At 42.4% G+C, this 22,320-nt stretch carries 19 protein-coding genes; 16 read left to right on the forward strand and 3 right to left on the reverse strand.

The genetic code is table 11. The features are described from left to right. Nucleotides 1-283: 283 nt before the first annotated feature. Genes JOC33_RS10790 through dmpG form a run of 3 tightly spaced genes read left to right on the forward strand, consistent with a single transcriptional unit; the run spans nt 284 to nt 2,863 of the window. Nucleotides 284-952, forward strand: coding sequence for a GntR family transcriptional regulator (locus JOC33_RS10790; protein ID WP_205092544.1), 669 nt, complete (start codon nt 284-286; stop codon nt 950-952). Further along, the gene (locus JOC33_RS10795; RefSeq protein WP_205092545.1) at nt 945-1,847 is read left to right on the forward strand and encodes an acetaldehyde dehydrogenase (acetylating); all 903 of its coding nucleotides are present in this window, start codon (nt 945-947) and stop codon (nt 1,845-1,847) included. Before JOC33_RS10790 ends, JOC33_RS10795 begins: the two co-directional genes overlap by 8 nt. Further along, nucleotides 1,844-2,863 carry a 4-hydroxy-2-oxovalerate aldolase gene (gene dmpG, locus JOC33_RS10800; protein ID WP_205092546.1) on the forward strand — a complete coding sequence of 340 codons (1,020 nt, stop codon included), beginning with the start codon at nt 1,844-1,846 and terminating at the stop codon, nt 2,861-2,863. Before JOC33_RS10795 ends, dmpG begins: the two co-directional genes overlap by 4 nt. 400 nt (nt 2,864-3,263) lie before the next feature. On the opposite strand, the gene JOC33_RS10805 is transcribed toward dmpG, so the two are convergent. Beyond that, the gene (locus JOC33_RS10805) at nt 3,264-4,055 is read right to left on the reverse strand and encodes an IclR family transcriptional regulator (RefSeq protein WP_205092547.1); all 792 of its coding nucleotides are present in this window, start codon (nt 4,053-4,055) and stop codon (nt 3,264-3,266) included. Between the two features lie 291 nt (nt 4,056-4,346). On the opposite strand from JOC33_RS10805, the gene JOC33_RS10810 reads away from it, so the two are divergent. Genes JOC33_RS10810 through JOC33_RS10825 form a run of 4 tightly spaced genes read left to right on the forward strand, consistent with a single transcriptional unit; the run spans nt 4,347 to nt 7,630 of the window. Next, nucleotides 4,347-5,801: an aldehyde dehydrogenase gene (locus tag JOC33_RS10810; protein WP_205092548.1), complete on the forward strand. Its 1,455-nt coding sequence runs from the start codon at nt 4,347-4,349 to the stop codon at nt 5,799-5,801. A 4-nt stretch (nt 5,802-5,805) separates the two neighbouring features. Continuing rightward, a complete protein-coding gene (locus tag JOC33_RS10815; protein ID WP_205092549.1) occupies nt 5,806-6,606 on the forward strand; it encodes a 2-keto-4-pentenoate hydratase in 801 nt (266 codons plus the stop codon). Nucleotides 6,607-6,621: 15 nt separating this feature from the next. Further along, nucleotides 6,622-7,410 carry a 2-keto-4-pentenoate hydratase gene (locus JOC33_RS10820; RefSeq protein ID WP_205092550.1) on the forward strand — a complete coding sequence of 263 codons (789 nt, stop codon included), beginning with the start codon at nt 6,622-6,624 and terminating at the stop codon, nt 7,408-7,410. A gap of 19 nt (nt 7,411-7,429) precedes the next feature. Beyond that, nucleotides 7,430-7,630, forward strand: a complete 201-nt coding sequence (locus tag JOC33_RS10825; protein ID WP_338054507.1) for a 4-oxalocrotonate tautomerase — start codon at nt 7,430-7,432, stop codon at nt 7,628-7,630. A 77-nt stretch (nt 7,631-7,707) separates the two neighbouring features. Here the strand turns inward: JOC33_RS10825 and JOC33_RS10830 are convergent, their stop codons facing one another. Continuing rightward, nucleotides 7,708-8,589 carry a LysR family transcriptional regulator gene (locus JOC33_RS10830; RefSeq protein ID WP_205092552.1) on the reverse strand — a complete coding sequence of 294 codons (882 nt, stop codon included), beginning with the start codon at nt 8,587-8,589 and terminating at the stop codon, nt 7,708-7,710. A 491-nt stretch (nt 8,590-9,080) separates the two neighbouring features. On the opposite strand from JOC33_RS10830, the gene JOC33_RS10835 reads away from it, so the two are divergent. The 8 genes from JOC33_RS10835 to pyc all read left to right on the forward strand — a co-directional run bounded on the left by JOC33_RS10835 (nt 9,081) and on the right by pyc (nt 18,722). After that, the gene (locus JOC33_RS10835) at nt 9,081-9,845 is read left to right on the forward strand and encodes an SDR family NAD(P)-dependent oxidoreductase (protein WP_239534149.1); all 765 of its coding nucleotides are present in this window, start codon (nt 9,081-9,083) and stop codon (nt 9,843-9,845) included. Nucleotides 9,846-9,869: 24 nt separating this feature from the next. Then, on the forward strand, nt 9,870-11,147 hold the full coding sequence (locus JOC33_RS10840; RefSeq protein WP_205092554.1) for an aromatic ring-hydroxylating oxygenase subunit alpha: 1,278 nt from the start codon (nt 9,870-9,872) through the stop codon (nt 11,145-11,147). Further along, on the forward strand, nt 11,144-11,632 hold the full coding sequence (locus JOC33_RS10845; protein ID WP_205092555.1) for an aromatic-ring-hydroxylating dioxygenase subunit beta: 489 nt from the start codon (nt 11,144-11,146) through the stop codon (nt 11,630-11,632). The genes JOC33_RS10840 and JOC33_RS10845 overlap by 4 nt, the downstream gene beginning before the upstream one ends. A 30-nt stretch (nt 11,633-11,662) precedes the next feature. Then, nucleotides 11,663-12,688: an NAD(P)/FAD-dependent oxidoreductase gene (locus JOC33_RS10850; protein ID WP_205092556.1), complete on the forward strand. Its 1,026-nt coding sequence runs from the start codon at nt 11,663-11,665 to the stop codon at nt 12,686-12,688. Nucleotides 12,689-12,728: 40 nt separating this feature from the next. Beyond that, nucleotides 12,729-13,739, forward strand: coding sequence for a VOC family protein (locus JOC33_RS10855; protein WP_205092557.1), 1,011 nt, complete (start codon nt 12,729-12,731; stop codon nt 13,737-13,739). A gap of 67 nt (nt 13,740-13,806) precedes the next feature. Further along, nucleotides 13,807-14,856 carry an amidohydrolase family protein gene (locus JOC33_RS10860; protein ID WP_205092558.1) on the forward strand — a complete coding sequence of 350 codons (1,050 nt, stop codon included), beginning with the start codon at nt 13,807-13,809 and terminating at the stop codon, nt 14,854-14,856. A gap of 64 nt (nt 14,857-14,920) precedes the next feature. Beyond that, nucleotides 14,921-15,154, forward strand: coding sequence for an indolepyruvate ferredoxin oxidoreductase subunit alpha (locus tag JOC33_RS10865; protein ID WP_205092559.1), 234 nt, complete (start codon nt 14,921-14,923; stop codon nt 15,152-15,154). A 124-nt stretch (nt 15,155-15,278) separates the two neighbouring features. Then, nucleotides 15,279-18,722, forward strand: a complete 3,444-nt coding sequence (pyc, locus tag JOC33_RS10870; protein WP_205092560.1) for a pyruvate carboxylase — start codon at nt 15,279-15,281, stop codon at nt 18,720-18,722. 312 nt (nt 18,723-19,034) lie between these two features. On the opposite strand, the gene JOC33_RS10875 is transcribed toward pyc, so the two are convergent. Beyond that, entirely contained in the window at nt 19,035-20,039 is a 1,005-nt protein-coding gene (locus JOC33_RS10875) for a tRNA dihydrouridine synthase (protein ID WP_205092561.1), read from the reverse strand. 676 nt (nt 20,040-20,715) lie between these two features. Between JOC33_RS10875 and xylE the strand changes: the two genes are divergently transcribed. Further along, nucleotides 20,716-22,140: a D-xylose transporter XylE gene (gene xylE / locus JOC33_RS10880; protein WP_205092562.1), complete on the forward strand. Its 1,425-nt coding sequence runs from the start codon at nt 20,716-20,718 to the stop codon at nt 22,138-22,140. The last annotated feature ends 180 nt before the right edge of the window (nt 22,141-22,320 follow it).

Here is a 22,320-nt window from a genome sequence, read left to right on the forward strand (position 1 = left end):
TTGGATAGTATATTATCATTGTTTTTGATTTGTTACAACAGGGAGATATTTATAAATTAATTTTCCGATAGCTGGAACAAGCAGAGATAACTAAGAATAGGATCTTGTCTCTGTAAATCGTTAATAATGGTTTGAGTTTAAGAGATAACACTTTTATGAAGTAGAATGTACTTTTTTATGCGAAACAATTTTCTGAGTTGACTTACTCCATCAATTCCCATATAATTTTACTCAATAACTGTTAACTGTTAACTTTTCAGAATATTCTCAGGGAGTTAAAATTATGAAGATTGAAAAGCAAAGCATCAGCAATCGAGTACTCGAATACTTACGTAAACAGATTATTTTAGGTCAGTACCAGAAAGGGGATCATTTGGTGGAAGCGGCACTTTCGAAAGAATTAGGGGTAAGCCGCGGGCCGATCAGGGAGGCAATCGCTAAGCTGGAAGCGGAGAATCTGGTAGAGAAACACTCCAACGGCAGGACGGTTGTAAAGCGATTTGACATTATCGATATCCAAAACCTTTATGATAGCCGCATCCTGTTGGAAACACATGCCCTCACGCAGATTGATCCTGAGGTATTAAAAAAGAATAAGGATGTTTTCTACCTTTTCGTTGGTCAAATGAATAAATCGTATCATCTGAAGCAAAGGGACATTGAATCGGATTTGGCGTTTCATAGCTATCTGGTTAAATTGACAGATAATAATACGCTCATTCAGCTTTGGACCTCATTGAAAGAAGTTTTTCGAACGTTGATTGATATCACCAGTGAAGTGACGGAGTCCAAACAGCAGGAAATCATTGATCAGCACATGAGAATTGTTGAAGGTTTGATTGCGGGGGATTTGGAAGATGCCCAAAAACGTTTAAGAGAACACTTACAAGATGCTTGTCACTATTGTTGTGAAGGTAAGAAATTAAATATGGGGAGAGATGAATATGTCTAATCAAAAAGTAAAATGCGCTATCATCGGTTCAGGTAATATCGGCACCGATTTAATGTACAAGCTGCTTCGAAGCGATAAGCTCGAACTCACTGCAATGGTTGGTATCGATCGTAATTCGAAAGGGTTGGCGCTGGCGAAGGAATTTGGTGTGAAGCCGATTTATAACGGGATTGATGGGCTGATAGAGGAACCAGAATTAGCAGAGGTTGTCTATGAAGCTACTTCGGCAAAAGCCCATGCTCATAATGCGCCCATTTTAAAAGACTTAGGAATGAAAGCGATTGATTTGACACCGGCAGCCGTAGGTCCTTTTTTAGTCCCGTCGGTAAATTTGAAGGAAGAAGAGATTGCCGAGCTGGATAACGTTAACATGGTTACATGCGGCGGTCAGGCAACTATCCCTATGGTGAAAGCGGTTTCTGATATTGTTAAGGTGAATTATGCGGAAATCGTAGCATCTATCTCCAGTAAGAGTGCTGGTCCCGGAACCCGCCAGAACATTGATGAATTTACAGTGACGACGGCTAATGCTCTGCGTGAGGTGGGGGGAGCCGATGAGTCTAAAGCTATCATTACACTAAATCCAGCAGAACCGCCGATCCTTATGCGGAACACGATTCATGTACAGACAGCAGAATCTGCAGATGCGTACCAGGAAGACATCTTGGCTTCCTTGGATTCCATGTTGCAAACCGTGCAGGGATATGTGAAAGGGTACCGTTTCAAAGCGGATCCGGTAATCAAAGGGAACGTTGTGACGGTCTCTGTGGAAGTGGAAGGAAACGGAGATTTTCTGCCTAAGTATGCGGGCAACCTGGATATCATTACTTCAGCGGCTGTGAAAACCGGGGAAGTTATGGCAGCACATATGACAAAGGAGGAAGCAGCACAATGAGCAATAATAGAAAAGTAGTTTTTAATGACGTGACATTACGGGATGGAATGCATGCTATTTCCCATCAATATTCAACCGAACAAATTGCAGAACTGACCCAGCTGATCGATGAGTCGGGCGTGGATATCATTGAAGCCACCCATGGAGACGGATTAGGCGGAAGCTCGATTCAGTATGGTTTTTCAAAAGAGTCAGAAGAAGACATTATAACTACAGCAGTAAAAAATGCTAAGAACGCAAAAGTAGGCGTGCTGCTCCTTCCTGGTATCGGTACAATTGACCATTTGGAGCAGGCAAGAGAATGGGGAGCCTCTGTTGTACGGGTTGCCACGCATTGCAGTGAAGCCGATGTTTCCGAACAACATATCAAAAAAGGCGTAGATTTGGGCATGGACACCGTTGGCTTCCTGATGATGTCCCACCGTTCGACGCCAGAGGATTTACTGGAAGAAGCTAAAAAGATGGAATCTTATGGAGCGGGGACGATTTATGTGGTAGATTCCGCCGGAGCATTGACAATGGATGATACCCGGAGAAGGATTGCCCTTTTCAAAGAAAACTTGAATACAGACATCGGGTTCCATGGCCATAATAACCTCTCCCTCGGCGTTGCCAACTCCATCATTGCACTGGAAGAAGGCGCGGACCGAATCGATACGAGCCTTGCCGGCATGGGTGCTGGAGCAGGAAATACGGCGACAGAACAGCTGGTAGCTGTCATGAACAAAATGGATATTCCTCATTCAGTAGATTTATATAAAGCAATGGATGCAGCAGAAAACGTAATGAAACCGATGATGAATCGTCCTGTCCAGATTGATCGACTGAGCCTGACGTTAGGCTATACCGGCGTTTACTCCAGTTTTCTATTATTCGCGGAAAGAGCAGGGAAAGAGTATGGCGTCGATCCGCGTGATATTTTGACAAAAATCAGTGAGATGGGTGCTGTCGGCGGCCAGGAAGACTGGATTATCGGAGTTGCCCAGGAATTGGCTAAAGAAAAAGCTCATGTGTAAATGAATGTCCGGGCGAGGTAAACATCTTTACCTGGAAAGCTACTATTATAAAAAGGGCAGTCTGATAGTTCGTAGCCGTTTATAAATGGAAGATTTAGTAATGGAGTGATTTTTTATAAAAGGTCTGTTTGGAGTTTTATCTCCATACAGATCTTTTTGTCTTTGTTTAGGGTTTAACAAAATGGTTGTTGGTAGATAACCATTTTAATTCCACAATGAGCGAGAGGCGGTGACGCCTGCGGGAACAGCGCGAGCCGAAGATCCACTTGGTCAAGAGATCTTGTTGACCAAGTTAGCTGAGGCCGTGCCCGCGGCAAGCATCCGCCGGTAAGCGATTCGGGAGAATAAACAACAAGCTTTACAGTTCATTTAGTCAATCATTGAGGTTGACAGACAGGCCTTACAAGCGCCTGAAATATCTTTCATCATACCCCAATCGTTCAGACGCCTCTTTTCCAGCTTCCATTACTTTTTTGGCTATATCCGGGAGTTTACTATCTTTCATGCGCTGGATAGGTCCAACTACGGTAATGGCGCTGACCACTTTTCCTTGATAGTCCCGTATCGGAGCAGCAACTGACTTTGTACCTTCCGTTAATTCTTCTGTACTGACGGCGTACCCTTTTTCACGTATGGACTTTAGTTCCTCTTTTAGTAAATCAGGATCCGTGATGCTGTTCTCTGTATGGGGGACTAACCCCTGATTAATGACAGCTTCTACAATATGATCGTCGCTAAAAGCAAGCAATACTTTACCTGAACTTGTGCAGTAGGAAGGGTTTCTCCTTCCGAGGTGTGTAAGAATACGGACTGGATGATTGCATTCCTCTTTATGGATATAAATCGTATCAAGACCATCCATGATCGCTAAGTGGGCTGTTTCCCCGGTATCATTAACTAGTTTATAAAGAACTGGAGCAGATTCTTTATGGATTTCGAGATTGTTGGTGACAATACCTCCAAGCGTGAGGACCGACATTCCTAATCTATAGGCGCTGGTTTTTTGATCTTTAATGACAAAACCTTCGCTGGCAAGTGTGGACAGTAAGCGGCTGACTGTGCTTTTTGCCAGACCTAAGGATTCTGCCAGTTCGCTTACCTTTTTGGTCGGTTCGTATGTAGAGAAACTTTTTAAAATAAGTAATGCATTTTTTACGGAAGAAAGTGTTTGCGGCTGCTTCTTTTTTGGCATGTTTTTCACCTCTGTTGAATGAAGTTCTTTATAAAGGAACATTTTTTATAAAGTGACTGATCGGTAATTATACGCTAATTATATAGAATCCTGAGCGATTTCTAAATAGTTGTTGTAGAAAAATTCAACTATTTTTGATTTTGTTGCATATAGAGGAACTGAAGTCTTTTTAAAAGCTTTGATCGTTTTTATAATGAGTTTGTACCGAATACAAAAGAGTTTTCAGAGAATTTTATATTTATTTATCGGAAACTGTTTTCATGTTTCCAAAAAATTAAGGAGGCTTTCTATATGCAAACAACTAAAACAAGAGCTGTTGATTGTGCCCATTACATTAATGGTGCCTATGTGCAGTCAGAAAATGGTAAAACATTTGAGAACGTTAATCCAGCAACAGAAGAAGTGTTGGGGGCCGTTGCAGAAGGTGGAAAAGGAGAAGTTGATCAGGCAGTAAGTGCTGCCAGAAAAGCACTTAAAGGTGAATGGGGAAACATGCCTTTAAAAAAACGGTCGAACATTATCCGCAAAATCGGTGATTTGATTTTGGAGAGAAAAGAGGAACTCGCCGAGCTAGAATCGTTGGATACGGGTAAACCATTATGGCTTTCTAATAATGTTGATATTGATCGCGCAGCCAACAATTTCTATTTCTTTGCTGATTATATGACTTCCGTTGGAACGGAAGCTTATCAACAGGATGATATCGCCATTCATTATGCAGTTCGTCGCCCTGTCGGTGTCGTGGGACTCATTAACCCATGGAACTTGCCACTATTCCTGATGACTTGGAAGTTGGCTCCGGCTCTTGCAGCCGGTAATACAGCTGTGATGAAACCATCTGAAGTGACTCCAATGACAGCAACCGTGCTGGCTCAGATTTGTAAAGATGCTGGTGTGCCGGATGGAGTGGTCAATATGGTCCATGGCTTTGGGGAAACAGGTGCTGCCCTTTCTTCTCATGATGATGTGGATGCGATTGCCTTTACTGGTGAGACGGTTACTGGTACGGCAATCATGAAGGCTGCCGCACCAACATTAAAGAAACTTTCCTTTGAACTTGGCGGCAAGAACCCGAACGTGATTTTTGCAGATGCTGACTTGGATGATGTCATTGAAACTACGATTAAATCCAGTTTCATTAACCAAGGGGAAGTTTGCTTATGTGGTTCTAGAATTTATGTGGAACGTTCCGCTTATGATGAGTTTCTTGAACGATTCACAGCGAAAACTAAAGAACTTAAAGTTGGTGATCCTTTCGATCCGGATACCAACGTTGGAGCGTTGGTCAGTGAAGAACATTATAACAAAGTGGTCAGCTACCTGGATATTTCCAAGGAAGAAGGCGGTACATTCCTGACAGGTGGTAAGCCTGCGGAAGGTTTTGATAAAGGATTCTTCGTGGAACCAACGATTATTACAGGGCTTGGAAGTGAAGCCAGATGTGTACGCGAAGAAATCTTCGGTCCGGTCGTAACCGTGGTTCCGTTCGATACCGAAGAAGAGGTGCTGGAACAAGTTAATGATACGCATTATGGATTAAGTGCAAGTCTTTGGACGAGTGATATCAAACGTGCTACCCGCTTCAGTGGACAGATCGAAGCCGGTATGGTTTGGGTGAACACATGGTTCCTTCGAGACCTACGCACACCATTCGGAGGTATGAAGCGTAGTGGTATCGGCCGTGAAGGCGGGGCTCACAGTTTTGATTTCTACTCGGAATTAACCAATATTACGTTAAAAATGTAGGAGGATGACAGTGAAAACAGATAACCTAACGAAACAGGAAACCCATGTGAAACACTTATTAGAGGCGTGGAGTAAAGGTGAAGGGGTTCAGCCGCTCACAGAGCTGGATCCTGAGCTCTCCCTTGATGAAGCCTACCAGGTGCAATTACACACGATACAACAAAAAGTGGAACAAGGGCAGCGGATAACGGGGAAGAAAATCGGTTTGACATCCAAAGCCATGCAAGAGTCATTAGGTGTAAATGAACCGGACTATGGCCATTTATTAGATCAGATGGAGTGTCCGAATCGAGGTAAGATCTCTTCTGCACAAGTCTTACAACCAAGAGTGGAAGGGGAAATAGCCTTTATCTTAAAAGGCGATTTAGTGGGGCCTCATGTAACGACCTTAGATGTATTAAAGGCCACGGATGTCGTAGTGCCAGCACTTGAAATCGTAGACAGCCGTATTAAAGACTGGAAGGTTACTTTAGCTGATACAGTGGCCGATAATGCTTCTTCAGGCATGTATATCCTCGGAGGAAGACCGAAAAAAGTGGAAGACGTAAACTTGAAGCAAATGGGGATGGCACTCTATAAAAATGATGAGTTACTTAACACAGGTGTTGGAGCTGCAGCTTTAGGCGATCCGGCAAAATGTGTGGCCTGGCTCGCCAATAAACTGGCGGGTTATGATATTACATTAAAAGCAGGCGAAATTATTCTATCAGGAGCATTATCTGCTGCCATGCCTGCTGAACCTGGTGATCATTTTTACGCAAAATTTGCTGATTTAGGAGAAGTGCACGTTTCATTCACGGAGTAAAGGAAGGTTATTATAATGGATAATCATATGATCAAAGAGCTTGCTGATTATGTACATCATGCAGAAAAAGAAAAACGGGAAATAACAAAAATTACCGCTGAATTATATCCTGAACTTTCTATAGATGAGGCGTACATCATTCAAGAAGAATTGATTCGCCAAAAGAATGCAGAAGGTAAACAAATCATTGGTCCGAAAATGGGCATAACCAGTGAGGCTAAGATGAAACAGATGGATGTGGATGATCCGATTTATGGCTATGTATTCGATAATATGGTTGTGGAGGACGGAGACTCCATTTCCATTTCAGATTATATTCATCCTAAAGTGGAACCTGAAATCGGATTTATCTTAGCAAGAGATTTAGAAGGACCAAACACGACCGCTCTTGATGTATTGCGGGCAACAGAGTATGTATTCCCGGCAATAGAGATTATTGACAGCCGATATGAGAACTTCAACTTTACACTGCCGGACGTTATTGCAGATAATACTTCTGCAGCGGGTGCCGTGTTTGGCACCTATTTCAGAAAACCTGATGAACTGGACCTTGATGTTGTGGGTGTGACACTATCCATAAATGGAAAAATCCAGTCATTGGGAGCCGGGGCCGCTGTACTTGGAAACCCAGCCAATTCAGTTGCCAGACTGGCCAATATGTTAAGTAAAAAAGGAGAAAAGGTAAAAGCGGGACAGCCGATTTTAACCGGCGGTGTCACAGCAGCGGTTCGCCTATCTCCTGGTGATTTTGTTCAAGCTGAATACGGCGGACTAGGTACCGTGTCGTTTTTTGTAAAAGAATAATAGAAATGATTCAGAGAGGGTGACGGACTTGCCTATTATCAATGTTCAAATGATGGAGGGAAGAGATCCCGATAAAATTGAAACACTGATGAAGAATCTGACTGAAACAGTCAGTGAGACACTGGGTGCTCCTAAGGAAAATGTACGTGTACTTGTTAACGAAGTACCAAAAACGCATTGGTCAATTGGTGGTACAAGTGCAAAAGAATTAAGGAAATAAGAAAGCACAAAAGACGATTCTCTGACTTCCAGCTAATCTTTTGAAGCATGGAAGCAGCAGAATCGTCTTTTCATATATTAGGCCTCTGTATATTTATGATTAATAATCGAGTAAATGATTTTTTTAGCCAAACTCTCGATGCGAGAATTATTTCGAAATTGGACATAGACTTCATTTGGAATATTATATATTTCATCGATTTCCCGGATTTCCACTTCAGCTTCGTATCTTCTATCAATCCCCAGTTTAGGAATAATTCCAATTCCAATCTCATTGGCAACAGCATTTAGAAGCATTTCGTTGTTATCGACATCCATACGGGTTATATTCTGGGCGCCTATCAGGTGTTTATCTATTAACCTCCACAAGGTGGAATTCCTTTTGTAACTTATGATCGTTTCCCCATTTAAGTCTTCTACATGAAGTGCTTGCTTTTGACATAATTGATGGTGTTTTGGCAGGACAACTACCAGATTATTATCAAATAAGTATTCTGAAATAATATCAGGATTATTTGATAGAGCATTTCTGGTAAATATTAAATCTACCTCTCCTGATAACGCACGTTCATTTAAACTGACAGAATCATATCCTTCTATCACTTGAACATCAATATCCCCTAACGATTTAATCGTTTTTAAAAGTTCTACAATAAATGAATGGGAGTATCCGGGAGAGAAGCCGACTTTGATGATTGGCTCTTTAACCATGTTGGGGATTTCTTTGGAATGATTAATATATAATAGTATATTTTTTGCGTATTCGATGAACAGATTGGCTTCTTTCGTTAAAAAGATTTCGTGGCCGATTCTTTCAAAGAGTTGACATTGAAGAATTTCTTCCAAAGCTTTTATTCGTGAGGTAACGGTCGGTTGTGTGACATTAAGAACTTCAGCAGCCTTTGAATAGCTTCTATATTTGACAATGGTAAGAAACGTATGTAATTGGCATTCATTCATCTGGTTTCCTCCTAAAAACTTCCTTATTAATTTCCCAGAAGAGGCTTACACAACTCACGGTGCATAGGGAAACTTATTTGACTTAACAGAATCTATTTAAAGACTTTAATATAGAAAGCGCTTTCAAACATTGCTGAAAAAGTTATGGAATCAACCCCTGGTAAACTGTTATTTCCAATAGTTCATAGGGGGAAGGTCTCCTCAAAATGAAACGTACGATAATTATATTTATAAAGAAGTTAACATGTCAACTGTAGTGACAGATTATTCTGTATTTACAAATCAGTTGTATAAATTATTTTTTAATATTCATGGAAAAGTAAAGTAATATTCAATTGGTATCTAAAAATTCTGACTAATATAATAAAAAGTAAGCAATTTAAAACACATGAATATGGTGATAACCAGCTAAGGAGGAAATTAGAAAACTTATGTAAGGGTTTACAAGATAAATAAGGGAAAGGAAGGGCTTTAGTTTGGAAGATAAGCTGATGAGTGAAACATTGGAAGGCAAAGTTGCAATTGTCACAGGATCTGCAAGAGGAATTGGTCGTGCAATCGCATTAAAGCTGGCTAATTCAGGTGCTAATGTGTTAATTAGCGGTACAAATAAGGAAAGAACAAAAAAAGCTTCTGAAGAAATACAAGCGTTAACAAAGTCAGAAATCAAATACTACGCCGGAGATCTTTCCAAAGAAGAGAATGTGGAAGAAATGGTAGACTACACCATCGACCAATGGGGAAAGATCGACATTTTAGTCAATAACGCAGGGGGAGGGGTCATTATGCCTTTCCTTGAACAAACCCCGGAAACCTTGAAAACGACTATTGATCGGAATTTATGGACGGCGGTTTGGTCCTGTTATAAAGTTCTGCCGCACATGGTGAAGGCGGAATATGGCCGAATTATCAATGTAGGTGCTGATTCCGTAAGAAATGGTCTATGGGAACACGCAGCCTACAATGCTGCGAAAGGCGGTGTCCATGCCATGACTACTGGCTTGGCAAGGGAATTCGCCGAAGGGGATATTACAGTAAATACGGTGGCACCACCAGCAGTCGACTGTGAAGCATTAGACAGAATAAGAGAGAACAGAGACAACGAATTAGTAGATAAATATATTGGCATCATTCCTAAAGGGAGAGCTGCCACGGAAGAAGAAGTTGCTGATTCAGTCTGGTATTTATCTACCGATGGCGCCAGCTTCATCACTGGTCAAGTGATCAGTGTTAATGGCGGAAGCAATATGCTTTAGTAATCTAACAACGAGGTGAATAAAATGGAAGAATTAATCCGCGATAATCGGGAGAAAAATGAATTTCTTGTTCATAGAAGTGTATTTACGGAAAAAGAAATGCTGGCAAGAGAACGTGCCGAAATTTTTAATAAATGCTGGTTGTTTATTGGCCATGAAACAGAGATTCCTGAAAAAGGGGATTACAAACGGAAAAAAGTTGGTGGACGTAATTTACTTCTAGTTCATAGTCAGGATGGGGAAATTAGAGCACTGTATAATACCTGCCCCCACCGTGGTGCGCTTGTGGCTAGGGAAAATGAAGGTAATTCCAGAGTATTCCGTTGTTTCTACCATGCATGGAGCTTTAAAAACGATGGTGAATTGAATGGTATGCCAGGAAAAGATGGCTTCCCTGATGATTTTAACTGCGATGGTTCGAAAAATATGAAAGCGGTTAACCGACTGGAAGGTTATCGTGGGTTTCTGTTCGTCAACTTCGATGACGAGGCTATTTCCCTGGAGGAATACTTAGGGAATGCCAAGGAATATATTGACCTGGCGGCAGATCAATCCGAAGCCGGACTGGAAGTTCTGGGCGGAGTACAACAATACAGTGTCCGGGCGAATTGGAAACTGTTAGCTGAAAATAGCGTGGATCTTTATCACGGGATGCCTACCCATAAGACTTATTTTGATATTAAGCAAGCACAGGATCCTGGAATTAAGCGCGTAAAACTGGAAGGAAAGGGCAAAGACCTTGGAAACGGTCATGCCGTGATGGAGTATGTGGCTCCATGGGGAAGGCCGGTTGCTCAGTGGACTCCGATTTGGAGTGAGGAATTGAAACAGGATATGGATAAAATGAAAGAAAGATTAGTAGAAAGGTTCGGAGAGGAACGTGCCGATCGAATCGCTAACTATAACCGCAACATCATCATTTTCCCAAATCTGGTTATTAACGACATTATGGCGATTACAGCAAGAACTTTCTATCCGTCGAGTCCGGGATATATGGAAGTATCCGGCTATTCACTGGCTCCTAAAAGAGAAGATGAAGAGCATCGAATGGCAAGAAATAATAACTTTTTAGAATTCCTTGGACCAGGCGGTTTTGCGACTCCTGATGACAACGAAGCATTGGAACTATGTCAGGAAGCTTATAACAATAACCAGGAAGTGCAATGGAATGATATTTCCAAAGGGATGGTCAGAGGAGAAGAAAATGCCATGGCCACAGATGAAATTCAAATGAGGAGCTTCTGGAGGCAATATAAGGTCAGAATCGAGGAGTCCATGAAGAAGGAGGTTGCTCAGACATGACAGTTGCAACACTAACACGGCAAGATGTCGTTGATTTCCTATATAAAGAAGCCCAATTACTGGATGAATGGAAATTAAAAGAATGGGCGGCATTATTTACGGATGATGGCACGTATAAGATTCCTCCGATCGGGGAGCCCGAGGCCAGTCCGACGGAATCGCTGTTTTATGTCCATGATAATCGGACAAGGCTCCAGGAGCGGGCAGAGCGGCTTTTGAAGAAGGAAGCCCATGTGGAATATCCACATTCTATTACGCTTCGAAACTACCATAACATTCTGGTTAGTGGTCTTGGTTCTGATGTGATTACGGTGGAGTGCAACTTTACTACCCACCGAACTAAAAGAGAAGTGTTAGATACGTTTATTGGCAAACACACGTATGAAATTGTTCAGCAAAATGGCGGACTTGCAATCAAAAGTAAAAAAGTTGTCTTGTATCTGGATAGTTTAAGGCCGCATGGGAAAATCAGTTTAATTCTTTAATCGATTTCTAAGGGAGAGGTGGTGAATGGTATGAGTAAAGAACAGGAAGTATACGACATTACCATTGTAGGCGGAGGTCCGGTAGGTATGTTTACTGCCTTCTACGCGGGGATGCGCCAGGCGAGTGTGAAAATCATTGAGAGCCTGCCGCAACTGGGCGGCCAGCTGGCTGCATTATATCCGGATAAATACGTCTATGATGTCGCCGGATTTCCCAAGGTCAAAGCCAAGGATCTAGTAACTCAGTTAAATCAACAAATGGACCTCTTTGAGAATGAGGTTTGCCTGGGTGAAGAAGTCAAAGAGGTCACAAAAGAAAATGATATTTTTACAATCAAAACAAATACACAGACCCATTATTCGAAAACGATCATCGTAACAGCTGGGAATGGTGCCTTTAAACCCCGTAACATGAATTTAGATAGAGAAGAACAATACAAAGGAAAGAATCTTCATTATAGTATCGAGGATATCAACGATTTTAAAGATAAAGATGTGGTCGTATGCGGCGGAGGAGATTCAGCGGTAGATTGGGCGCTTATGTTAGAGAACATCGCTTCATCCGTGAACATTGTCCATCGAAGAGACCGATTCAGAGCCCATGAACATAGTGTCAATTTATTAAAGAATTCATCTGTAAATATTTTAACTCCTTATAGTCCCTGTGAATTATTGGGAGAGGAAAGAATAGAGTGCGTAAAATTGAAAAAAGCCAAAACGGAAGAATTACTGGAATTAGTTGCAGATGAATACCTGGTCAATTATGGTTTTATATCCAATCTCGGCCCTATCAATGACTGGGGACTAGAAATAGAAAAGAACTCGATTTTGGTAAATTCAAAAGCGGAAACGAATATTCCCGGCATCTATGCAGCGGGAGATATTTCAACATATCCTGGCAAAGTCAAATTAATGGCCACCGGTTTTGGTGAAGCACCGATTGCCGTGAGTAATGCAAAGGTTTACATCAATCCAGACGAATCCTTACACGCGGCTCATAGTACAACCATTATGAGCAAGAAGGATAAGAAGAAGAAAGAAAAAGTAGTCATTTAATATAAGAAAGACTGTTTTGTTAAAAGAGGAGGAACTATATATGTCAAAAGTAAAAGAAGAAGTAATCAGTAAGGAATCAGCCCAGGAGAGGCTGGAGACGTATTTACGTACAGTTGCCCATATTGGCCATGTTGAAATCAGTGTAACTAATTTTGAACAATCGCTATGGTTTTTTACCGAAGTCATGGGTCTTGTATTAACCGAGACGGATGGGGATCGTGCTTATTTGAGGGCATGGCAGGACTTTGACCATCACACCCTGGTGCTGAAGGCTTCGAATACATCCGAAGTGAACCGTATGGGATGGCGTGTAAGCACGAAGGAATCCCTGGAACTATTCGAAAAACAATTACAAGTAATGAATATTGACTATCACTGGGTAGCGGGTGGACAAAAGAAAGCGTTAGGAGATGCAATTCATTTTAAATCCCCATCCGGCATACCGGTTGAATTATATTGGGAAAAAGAATTGTTTGTAACGGATGATCCGGCTTTGAAGTCGAATTTACCTAGTCATCCAAGTAAGTATATGGCAAAAGGTGTCTCTCCTCGCCGTTTTGACCATGTCAATCTCATGGTAAATGATGTTGCCAAAGAACAGGAATGGTGGACAGATTTACTCGGTATTCACCATCGTTATTATATTCAAAACCAGGAGGATGTCCGTTTAGGTTCCTGGTTGAGCCGGACCAATATCGCACATGAAATCGCGTTTATGAGAAACTCCAACCAGGATGGAACGGTGTTTCACCATTTAGCCTATTACCTCGATTCTCCGGATGAACTCCTGCGTGCATCCAATATTATGGCTGAAAACGGCATTAAGATAGAGTGGGGCCCTGGTAAGCATGGTACCAGTGGAGCGCAATTCATCTATGTTTTTGAACCCTCAGGACATCGGGTGGAAATCTGGACAGGTGGCATTCTTATGTTTTCTCCAGATTGGGAACCGATTAAATGGTCTTCGGATGTTGGTCAGTTAGGTCTGGAAATGTGGGGAAGTACACCACCGGAATCTTACCTGACTTATGGAACGAAAATAGGAGAATAAGGGAAATGAAGAGGCTGGCTTGCTGGTCTCTTCATTGCAAAATTATCAAGGCTGGGAGAGTTCATTTTTGAAACAAAACCTGAACATTGATTTTCATACACATATCATTTCAGAGGAATTTTTGAATTTAGCCGAAAAATACGGCGATGATCGCTGGCCAGTTTTAGAGAAAACGACGTGTGATTGTGGTGCCAACATTATGATAAAGGGGAATAAATTCAGGGAGATTACGGATCAGACGTGGGATGCAGAAAAGCGGCTGAGCGATATGGACAAAGAAGGTATTGATATTCAAGTTTTATCCCCGATACCAGTTACTTTCAGTTATTGGGCTGACCCGGACCAAGGATTAGAAATGGCCAGATTCCAGAACGATTTCATTGCATCCGTCACACGTGAACACCCTGACAGGTTCATTGGGTTAGCTACCGTCCCATTACAGGATGTTGATTTAGCCATAGAAGAAATGGATCGGGCGGTCAATGAATTGGGGTTAAAAGGGATTGAAATAGGAAGTAACGTAGAGGGCAAGAATCTCGATGATGAGACATTAGAGCGGTTTTTCAAGGCTGCAAACGATCAGGAAGTCCCTTTGTTTGTACACCCGTGGGCAACGTTAGGGAGAGAACGGATGCCGCGTCACAACTTCATGTATATGGTGGGGATGCCCTCTGAAACAGCACTGGCAGCAGGGAGTATCATAATGAGCGGAATGCTGGATAAGTATCCAAAACTTAAGTTGTGTTTCGCCCATGGTGGCGGTGCTTTGCCTTATTTATTACCAAGGATGGATAAAGGCTGGCATGTATGGCCGCAAATCAGAAAGACGGAGAAGCCGCCAAGTCATTATGCGAAACGGCTCTATTATGATTCACTCGTTTACGAGGAAGAGAATTTGCAGTTTATGATCGATAAATTTGGTGTTGACCAGATCATAGCAGGATCCGATTATCCATTCTTATTACGCGAAGCACCATCCGGTAAAGTGGTCGACCGATTGTCGACACTGCGTGACGCGGAACGGGAAAAAATACTCGGACTGAACGCTTTAGAATTTTTAAGTCTTGATAAAGAACAGTATTCAAAGTCGGTCAGCGGTGAATTTAGTACGAAATGAAACTAGATGATTGAGACAGATAGGAAACACGTCATCAAAAAAGAAAGAAAAGGAGAGGATCATCTTGGCTTTTGTAATAACAAGTCCCTGTGGTCAGGAAAAGGCAGCAGAGTGTGTGGACGTATGCCCGGTTGATTGTATTGAAGAAGGGGAGGATCAATACTTTATTGATCCCAATACCTGTATAGACTGTGGTGCTTGTGTCGCGGCTTGCCCAGTCGATGCAATCGTTGATGAACATGAGTTATCACCCGATCAGGAAGTACAACTGGAAAAAGCCGAAAACTTCTTCGGTTAGGGAGCGGGGGCACGTCGCTCCCTTGAATCCCTAGCTGAATTTATATATATTTTCGGGAATGTTGGATGCAACATTCCCTTTTTTTATACTTGTACCAGACAAAGAACGAAATGGAGAGTGGACAATGGCAGACGTTAGGAAAATTAACAAAGTTTTAGTAGCAAATCGCGGAGAAATTGCTATTCGCGTTTTCCGGGCATGTACAGAGCTGGACATTCGCACTGTAGCAGTCTATTCCCAGGAAGACACTGGTTCCTACCACAGGTATAAAGCAGATGAAGCTTATTTAGTAGGGGAAGGAAAGAAGCCGATCGATGCCTATCTGGATATCGAAGGCATTATTGAAATCGCGAAGCGTGTCGGCGTTGATGCGATTCATCCTGGTTATGGGTTCTTATCGGAAAATATAGAGTTTGCCCGTCGTTGTGAGCAGGAGGGGATCATTTTTATTGGGCCGACGAGCGAACATTTAAATATGTTTGGAGATAAAGTGAAAGCACGTGACCAAGCGGTTCAGGCAGATATACCTGTGATACCTGGAAGTGATGGCCCCGTAAGCGGCCTTCAGGAAATCCGCGATTTTGGAGAGGAACACGGCTATCCATTAATGATAAAGGCAGCTATGGGTGGCGGCGGCCGCGGGATGCGCGTGGTCCGGAGTGCCGATAACCTGGACGAATCTTACGATAGAGCACGATCTGAAGCACGCGCTGCTTTTGGCAGTGATGAAGTCTATGTAGAAAGGTTAATCGAAGAACCAAAACATATTGAAGTTCAAATCATCTGCGATGCTGATGGCAATATTGTGCATTTATATGAAAGAGACTGTTCGGTTCAGCGACGCCATCAGAAAGTAGTAGAGGTGGCTCCGAGCGTAAGCCTGACAAACGAATTGAGGGAGAGAATTTGCCAGGCAGCCGTCAAGCTGATGGACAATGTCAAATACATCAACGCAGGAACCGTTGAATTCCTGGTTACTGAGAATGAATTTTACTTTATTGAAGTGAATCCGCGTGTACAAGTGGAGCATACAATCACAGAGATGATCACAGGAGTCGATATAGTCCAAACGCAAATTCTTATAGCTGAAGGATACGGACTGCATGGCAATCGAATTGGCATACCAGCACAGGAAGAGATTCATACCCATGGATACGCCATCCAATCCCGGGTGACCACAGAAGACCCTCTGAACAATTTTATGCCTGACACAGGCAAGATCATGGCCTACCGGACAGGTGGCGGATTCGGTGTGCGGCTTGATGCCGGAAATGGATTCCAGGGAGCAGTTATATCCCCATTCTATGATTCTTTGCTAGTGAAGCTGTCGACATGGGCATTAAGTTTTGATCAGGCCGCTCAAAAAATGGTGCGTAACTTAAAAGAGTTCCGAATCCGTGGTATCAAGACTAACATTCCATTTCTGGAAAACGTCATTCAGCACAAACAATTCCTTTCTGGGGAGTACCATACAACTTTCATCGATCGATCACCTGAGTTGTTTGTATTTCCGAAAAGAAAAGACCGCGGGACGAAGATGCTGTCCTATATCGCCGACCGGACTGTCAACGGTTTTGAAGGGAATGGAAACAGGAAGAAACCAGCGTATTCCAAACCCAGAATTCCTAAAATTAAACACTACGAGTCGATTCCAAGCGGGACCAAGCAGATTCTGGAGGAACGTGGAGCAGAGGGGCTTGCCGAATGGCTGAAGGAACGGGAAGAAGTACTGATGACAGATACAACTTTCCGCGATGCCCACCAGTCCTTATTAGCCACAAGGGTCCGGACGAAAGATCTGGAAAATATCGCAGAGCCGACAGCCTGTCTGCTTCCGGAGTTGTTTTCCCTGGAAATGTGGGGAGGCGCAACTTTTGATGTAGCCTACCGATTTCTCAATGAGGATCCATGGGAGCGGTTATTGAAATTGCGCAACAAGGCACCAAACGTCCTGTTCCAAATGCTGCTCAGGGCTTCCAATGCGGTAGGATATAAAAACTACCCGGACAACTTAATTCGTGAATTTGTAGAGAAAAGTGCCGATGCAGGCATTGATGTTTTCCGTATTTTCGACAGTCTCAATTGGATCGAAGGAATGAAGCTGACGATTGATGCGGTCAGGGAAAGTGGCAAGGTAGCTGAGGCCGCGATGTGCTACACCGGGGATATTCTGGATTCCAGTCGTCCGAAATATGACCTGGCATATTATCAAAAGGTAGCGAAAGAATTGCAGGATGCTGGAGCACATATTCTCGGGATTAAAGATATGGCAGGATTGTTAAAACCGGAAGCTGCGTATCAGTTGATCTCCACCTTGAAAGAAACGATTGATATACCGATCCATTTGCATACACACGACACAAGCGGAAACGGCCTGTTCACATATTCCCGTGCCGTTGAAGCAGGAGTTGATGTCGTCGATGTGGCCGCAGGCTCCATGTCAGGTTTAACTTCCCAGCCGAGTGCCAGCAGCCTATACTACGCATTAGAAGGAAGTGAAAGAAAGCCCAACGTTGATATTAGCGCTTATGAAAAACTGGGACGCTACTGGGAGGATACAAGAAAATACTATCAGGACTTTGAAAGCGGCATGATTGCGCCGCACACAGAGGTATATGAACATGAAATGCCTGGAGGGCAGTACAGTAATCTTCAGCAGCAGGCCAAAGCAGTCGGGCTTGGCTCCCGGTGGGACGAGGTGAAGACCATGTACCGTCGCGTCAACGATATGTTCGGAGACATCGTCAAAGTAACACCATCTTCAAAAATTGTTGGGGACATGGCGCTTTATATGGTACAAAATGATTTAAATGAAGACGATATTTATGAAAAAGGGGAAACCTTAGACTTCCCGGATAGTGTAGTAGAGTTTTTCCAAGGATATTTAGGTCAGCCTTATGGTGGATTTCCTGCCGAACTGCAGCGGATCATCTTAAAAGGACGCGAGCCGATTCATGTACGTCCAGGTGAACTGCTGGATCCTGTTGACTTCACTAATCTGAAAGAGACTCTGTTTCATTCCCTTGATAGACAAGTCACAAGCTTTGATATGATCAGCTATGCACTGTATCCGAAAGTGTTCATGGACCACCAAAAATTCATGGAGCAATATGGCAATGTGTCCGTGCTGGATACCCCGACTTTCTTCTATGGGATGAGACTTGGAGAAGAAATCGAGCTGGATATCGAGCAGGGGAAGACGCTGATTGTCAAATTGATTTCTATTGGAGAGCCGCAAATCGACGGAACGAGGACCGTCTTCTTTGAATTGAACGGTCAGCCCCGTGAGATAGTCGTCAAGGATGAAAATGTAAAAGCTGCTGTCAAGGAGCGGCCGAAAGTGGATAAATCGAATGATAAACACATCGGGGCATCGATGCCAGGAACGGTTATCAAGGTCATATCTGAAAAAGGGGAACATGTGAAAAAAGGAGATCATTTAATGATCACAGAAGCGATGAAGATGGAAACAACCGTCCAAGCCCCTTTTGATGGAAAAATCAAGGATATTTATGTTGAAAATAATGACGCCATTCATGTAGGAGATTTACTGATAGAATTGGAATGATAATCATTAGATCAAATTACAGATCAATCGTTAATTGGTGTAATAAGAACCAATGTCAGACACGTAGGTAGAGGCATGAAATAAAGAAATTAGAAGATACTTGCATATGAAAAAGCCGAAGGTCGTTGTGCCTGCACAGCGCCTGCGGCTTATTTAATCCTCTTGAATTTCAGATATTATAGTTAGTTAAGGATACTACTTAGAGTTTTACAATTTTCACGAAGTCGAGAGCTTCTTTGCAAAAATTTTATACAATCTTAAAGGAAAAAAAAAGAGAAAAGCGCAATGGGCTTTTCTCATCTGGAAAAAGACTTATTTCGAAACAGAGAAACTTTTCTCTTCGGTCACTCCACCATTCTCTTCTGTAAACTCGTCAAGCAGAGCACGTACTTCATCGGTGGATTTTGTGTTCATCAGCTGATTTCTTAACTCACTTGCTCCACGGAATCCACGGACATATATTTTGAAAAAGCGAAGGAGTGGTTTGAAGAGACGCGGCTCGAGTTCTTCGGAATATTTATCATGAAGGTCGAGTTGCAGGCGAAGTAGGTCTAGCAGTTCTTCGCTTGTATGCTCTTTCTTTTCTTTTTCAAAAGCGAATGGGTTATGGAAGACCCCTCTGCCGATCATTACTCCGTCCACACCGTATTTTTCCACTAGTTCAAGACCTTTCTGTCGGTCAGGAATATCTCCGTTAATCGTCAGAAGCGTATCAGGAGCCACTTCATCACGGAGTTTCTTGATCTCGGGAATCAATTCCCAGTGAGCCGGGACCTTACTCATTTCTTTTTTCGTACGGAGATGAATGGAAAGGTTGACGATATCCTGTTCCAGAAGATGCTTCAGCCATTCATGCCATTCATTCACTTTCGTGTAACCGAGACGGGTCTTTACACTGACAGGCAGGCCACCCGCTTTGGCAGCCTGGATGATTTCCGCTGCGACATCTGGTCGGCGGATCAGTCCACAGCCTTTCCCTTTCGTTGCGACATTAGGCGCAGGGCAGCCCATATTGATATCGACGCCCCGATATCCCATCTCTGCCATCCCGATACTCATTTGGCGGAAGTAATCTGGTTTATCCCCCCAAATGTGCGCGACGATCGGCTGCTCATCTTCCGTAAACGTCAAACGTCCCCGCAGGCTGTCTTTGCCTTTTGGATGGCAGTAGCTCTCCGTATTCGTAAATTCCGTAAAAAACACGTCTGGTCTTGCCGCTTCACTCACAACATGACGAAACACGACATCCGTCACTGCTTCCATTGGCGCCAAAACAAAAAAAGGCCGCGGCAACTCATGCCAAAAGTTATCTTTCATAATATATCTGAACCTTTCTTTTAGGGAACACAGTAGTTCCAAAAATTAAAAAGTATTATTTCTAACTTATCTATATCCAATTAATTTGCATTTCAACCAATATATTTTAATAGTATCAGACGAAAAGTGCAAGGGAAATAGGATATTGGAAGGGCTGGAAAAGAGTGGGGAAGGTGTCTGTGCTTCCTTTCGGTTATTTGTAAAATCTATCAAAATTCAATTAACACCAACAAATTTAAATGAATTTATTCTAAGATAATATTATTTGTTTATCCACTGTACAAACTAAGTTCTTTTTGTTAATCTGAATTCACCGCACCATAAATTGGAAAACAATAAGCGGTCATGTTTTTTCATAGAAAAGAAAGCGTTATCATCCATATTGCTGGTGCTTGCAGTAGGTTTTTGATGGACCTTATGTGAAAATCGACGCTTACAGGAAGGTGTGCGACGCCATTTTAAAAAGGGAAGGGGGTAATCCTTCAACTTCAAGGACTTACGCCGTAAGTGAATTCAATATTTTGGTTTTAATTTAAATCTTTCCAGTCGAGTTGGAATATCGAATAGTGCTAGTTTAACCATTAAATAATTAAGTTAATGTTGAAAGATTCAATTATAAAAGTGATTTCTGGAATGGAAGGAGGTAGGAGTAGTTTTATCTGCTGCTCTGACAAAAATGAAAAAGTATAAGAATTTCTATATAGTATTAATCACACTGGTGGCCACACTTGGAGGATTGCTTTTTGGGTATGATACCGCGGTCATATCAGGCGCGGAAGGCCCCCTGCAGACGTATTTTGCTGATGGATTGAATTTAAGTTCCCTGGTTCATGGGTTAACGGTTTCCAGTGCCCTGATTGGATGTATTATCGGCGGGTTATTGTCTGGCCTATTCGCAACTAAGTTAGGAAGAAAAAGAACGTTAATTTTGTCTGCTCTTTTGTTTCTGGCTTCTGCTTTAGGTTCTGCTTACCCTGAAGTATTATTCTTCACTGTAGGTGAGCCAACATATGGGCTCCTAATAGCATTTAACCTTTACCGGATCATCGGAGGAATTGGTGTAGGCCTTGCGTCTGCTGTCGCTCCAATGTATATCGGGGAAGTGGCTCCATCAGAAATCAGGGGCAGGTTAGTATCACTCAACCAATTCGCTATCATTTTTGGAATGCTTGTCGTTTATTTTGTAAATTGGGGGATTGCCCGTGGCCAAACGGAAACTTGGGTCAATGAAATAGGGTGGCGCCTCATGTTCGCATCTGAAGCAATCCCGGCTTTATTGTTCTTGCTGTTTTTATTCACTGTTCCGGAAACACCTCGTTATTTAGCTTCACAAAATAAACAGGATGAAGCTTTGAAAGTTTTAAAGAGAATTTATGAACAGACAATGGCAAAGGCGACGTTATACGAAATTAATCAATCCTTCGATACAAAAAAGGGTAAATTGTTTTCTTTTGGTGTTTCCATCGTAGTCGTAGGGATACTGCTATCTGTGTTTCAGCAATTTGTTGGTATAAATGTAGCTTTATACTATGCTCCGCGTATTTTTGAGAGCATGGGGGCGGGGCGGGATGCTTCCATGTTCCAAACGATTATTATGGGGCTGGTAAATGTGATTTTCACAATTATAGCCATCTTGACTGTCGATAAATTTGGAAGAAAGCCATTGTTGATTATCGGATCAATAGGTATGACAATTGGAATGTTTGGAGTTGCCGGTTTGGCCTTTGCCGATGCTATCGGCATAGCGACACTTGTGTTCATCATCATCTACACAGCTTCCTTTATGATGTCTTGGGGGCCGATCGTTTGGGTACTGATTTCTGAAATCTTCCCGAACAAAATCAGAGGAAAAGCGGTAGCAATCGCAGTTGCCTCTCAATGGGCAGCTAACTACTTCATTTCTTCCACGTATCCAATGATGATGGAATTCAGCGGCGGCTTTACGTATACCTTTTACGGAGTAATGAGTATACTGTCCGGACTTTTTGTGTGGAAGTTTGTTCCAGAAACTAAAGGAAAATCACTGGAGCAGCTGGAAATGAGATTAAGGGAAAACCGCACATCCAAATCAAATCAAAAATCGTACGCTCAATCGAATTAATAGCACAGATAACTTCTTTCCATTAAATCCAAAATCTTAGATTATTTCTTGTATCCTATTTAATCTCAAGGTAATACATGCAAGTTGAATTACAGAATATATAAGCGTTATTAAGCATAGGAACACTATAAAATTAAAATGCCTCTCATAAGTTCACTGAACTTTCGAGAGGTTTTTGTT

This window comes from Thalassobacillus pellis, assembly GCF_016908295.1.
Classification (GTDB): Bacteria; Bacillota; Bacilli; order Bacillales; family Halobacillaceae; genus Thalassobacillus; species Thalassobacillus pellis.

Coding starts and splice junctions, on each gene's coding strand:
- JOC33_RS10795 (WP_205092545.1), top strand. CDS start 945: ATGTCTAATCAAAAAGTAAAATGCGCTATCATCGGTTCAGGTAATATC.
- dmpG (WP_205092546.1), top strand. CDS start 1,844: ATGAGCAATAATAGAAAAGTAGTTTTTAATGACGTGACATTACGGGAT.
- JOC33_RS10850 (WP_205092556.1), top strand. CDS start 11,663: ATGAGTAAAGAACAGGAAGTATACGACATTACCATTGTAGGCGGAGGT.
- JOC33_RS10840 (WP_205092554.1), top strand. CDS start 9,870: ATGGAAGAATTAATCCGCGATAATCGGGAGAAAAATGAATTTCTTGTT.
- JOC33_RS10820 (WP_205092550.1), top strand. CDS start 6,622: ATGGATAATCATATGATCAAAGAGCTTGCTGATTATGTACATCATGCA.
- xylE (WP_205092562.1), top strand. CDS start 20,716: ATGAAAAAGTATAAGAATTTCTATATAGTATTAATCACACTGGTGGCC.
- JOC33_RS10830 (WP_205092552.1), bottom strand. CDS start 8,589: ATGAATGAATGCCAATTACATACGTTTCTTACCATTGTCAAATATAGA.
- JOC33_RS10845 (WP_205092555.1), top strand. CDS start 11,144: ATGACAGTTGCAACACTAACACGGCAAGATGTCGTTGATTTCCTATAT.
- JOC33_RS10805 (WP_205092547.1), bottom strand. CDS start 4,055: ATGCCAAAAAAGAAGCAGCCGCAAACACTTTCTTCCGTAAAAAATGCA.
- pyc (WP_205092560.1), top strand. CDS start 15,279: ATGGCAGACGTTAGGAAAATTAACAAAGTTTTAGTAGCAAATCGCGGA.
- JOC33_RS10855 (WP_205092557.1), top strand. CDS start 12,729: ATGTCAAAAGTAAAAGAAGAAGTAATCAGTAAGGAATCAGCCCAGGAG.
- JOC33_RS10810 (WP_205092548.1), top strand. CDS start 4,347: ATGCAAACAACTAAAACAAGAGCTGTTGATTGTGCCCATTACATTAAT.
- JOC33_RS10790 (WP_205092544.1), top strand. CDS start 284: ATGAAGATTGAAAAGCAAAGCATCAGCAATCGAGTACTCGAATACTTA.
- JOC33_RS10875 (WP_205092561.1), bottom strand. CDS start 20,039: ATGAAAGATAACTTTTGGCATGAGTTGCCGCGGCCTTTTTTTGTTTTG.
- JOC33_RS10835 (WP_239534149.1), top strand. CDS start 9,081: ATGAGTGAAACATTGGAAGGCAAAGTTGCAATTGTCACAGGATCTGCA.
- JOC33_RS10815 (WP_205092549.1), top strand. CDS start 5,806: ATGACAGTGAAAACAGATAACCTAACGAAACAGGAAACCCATGTGAAA.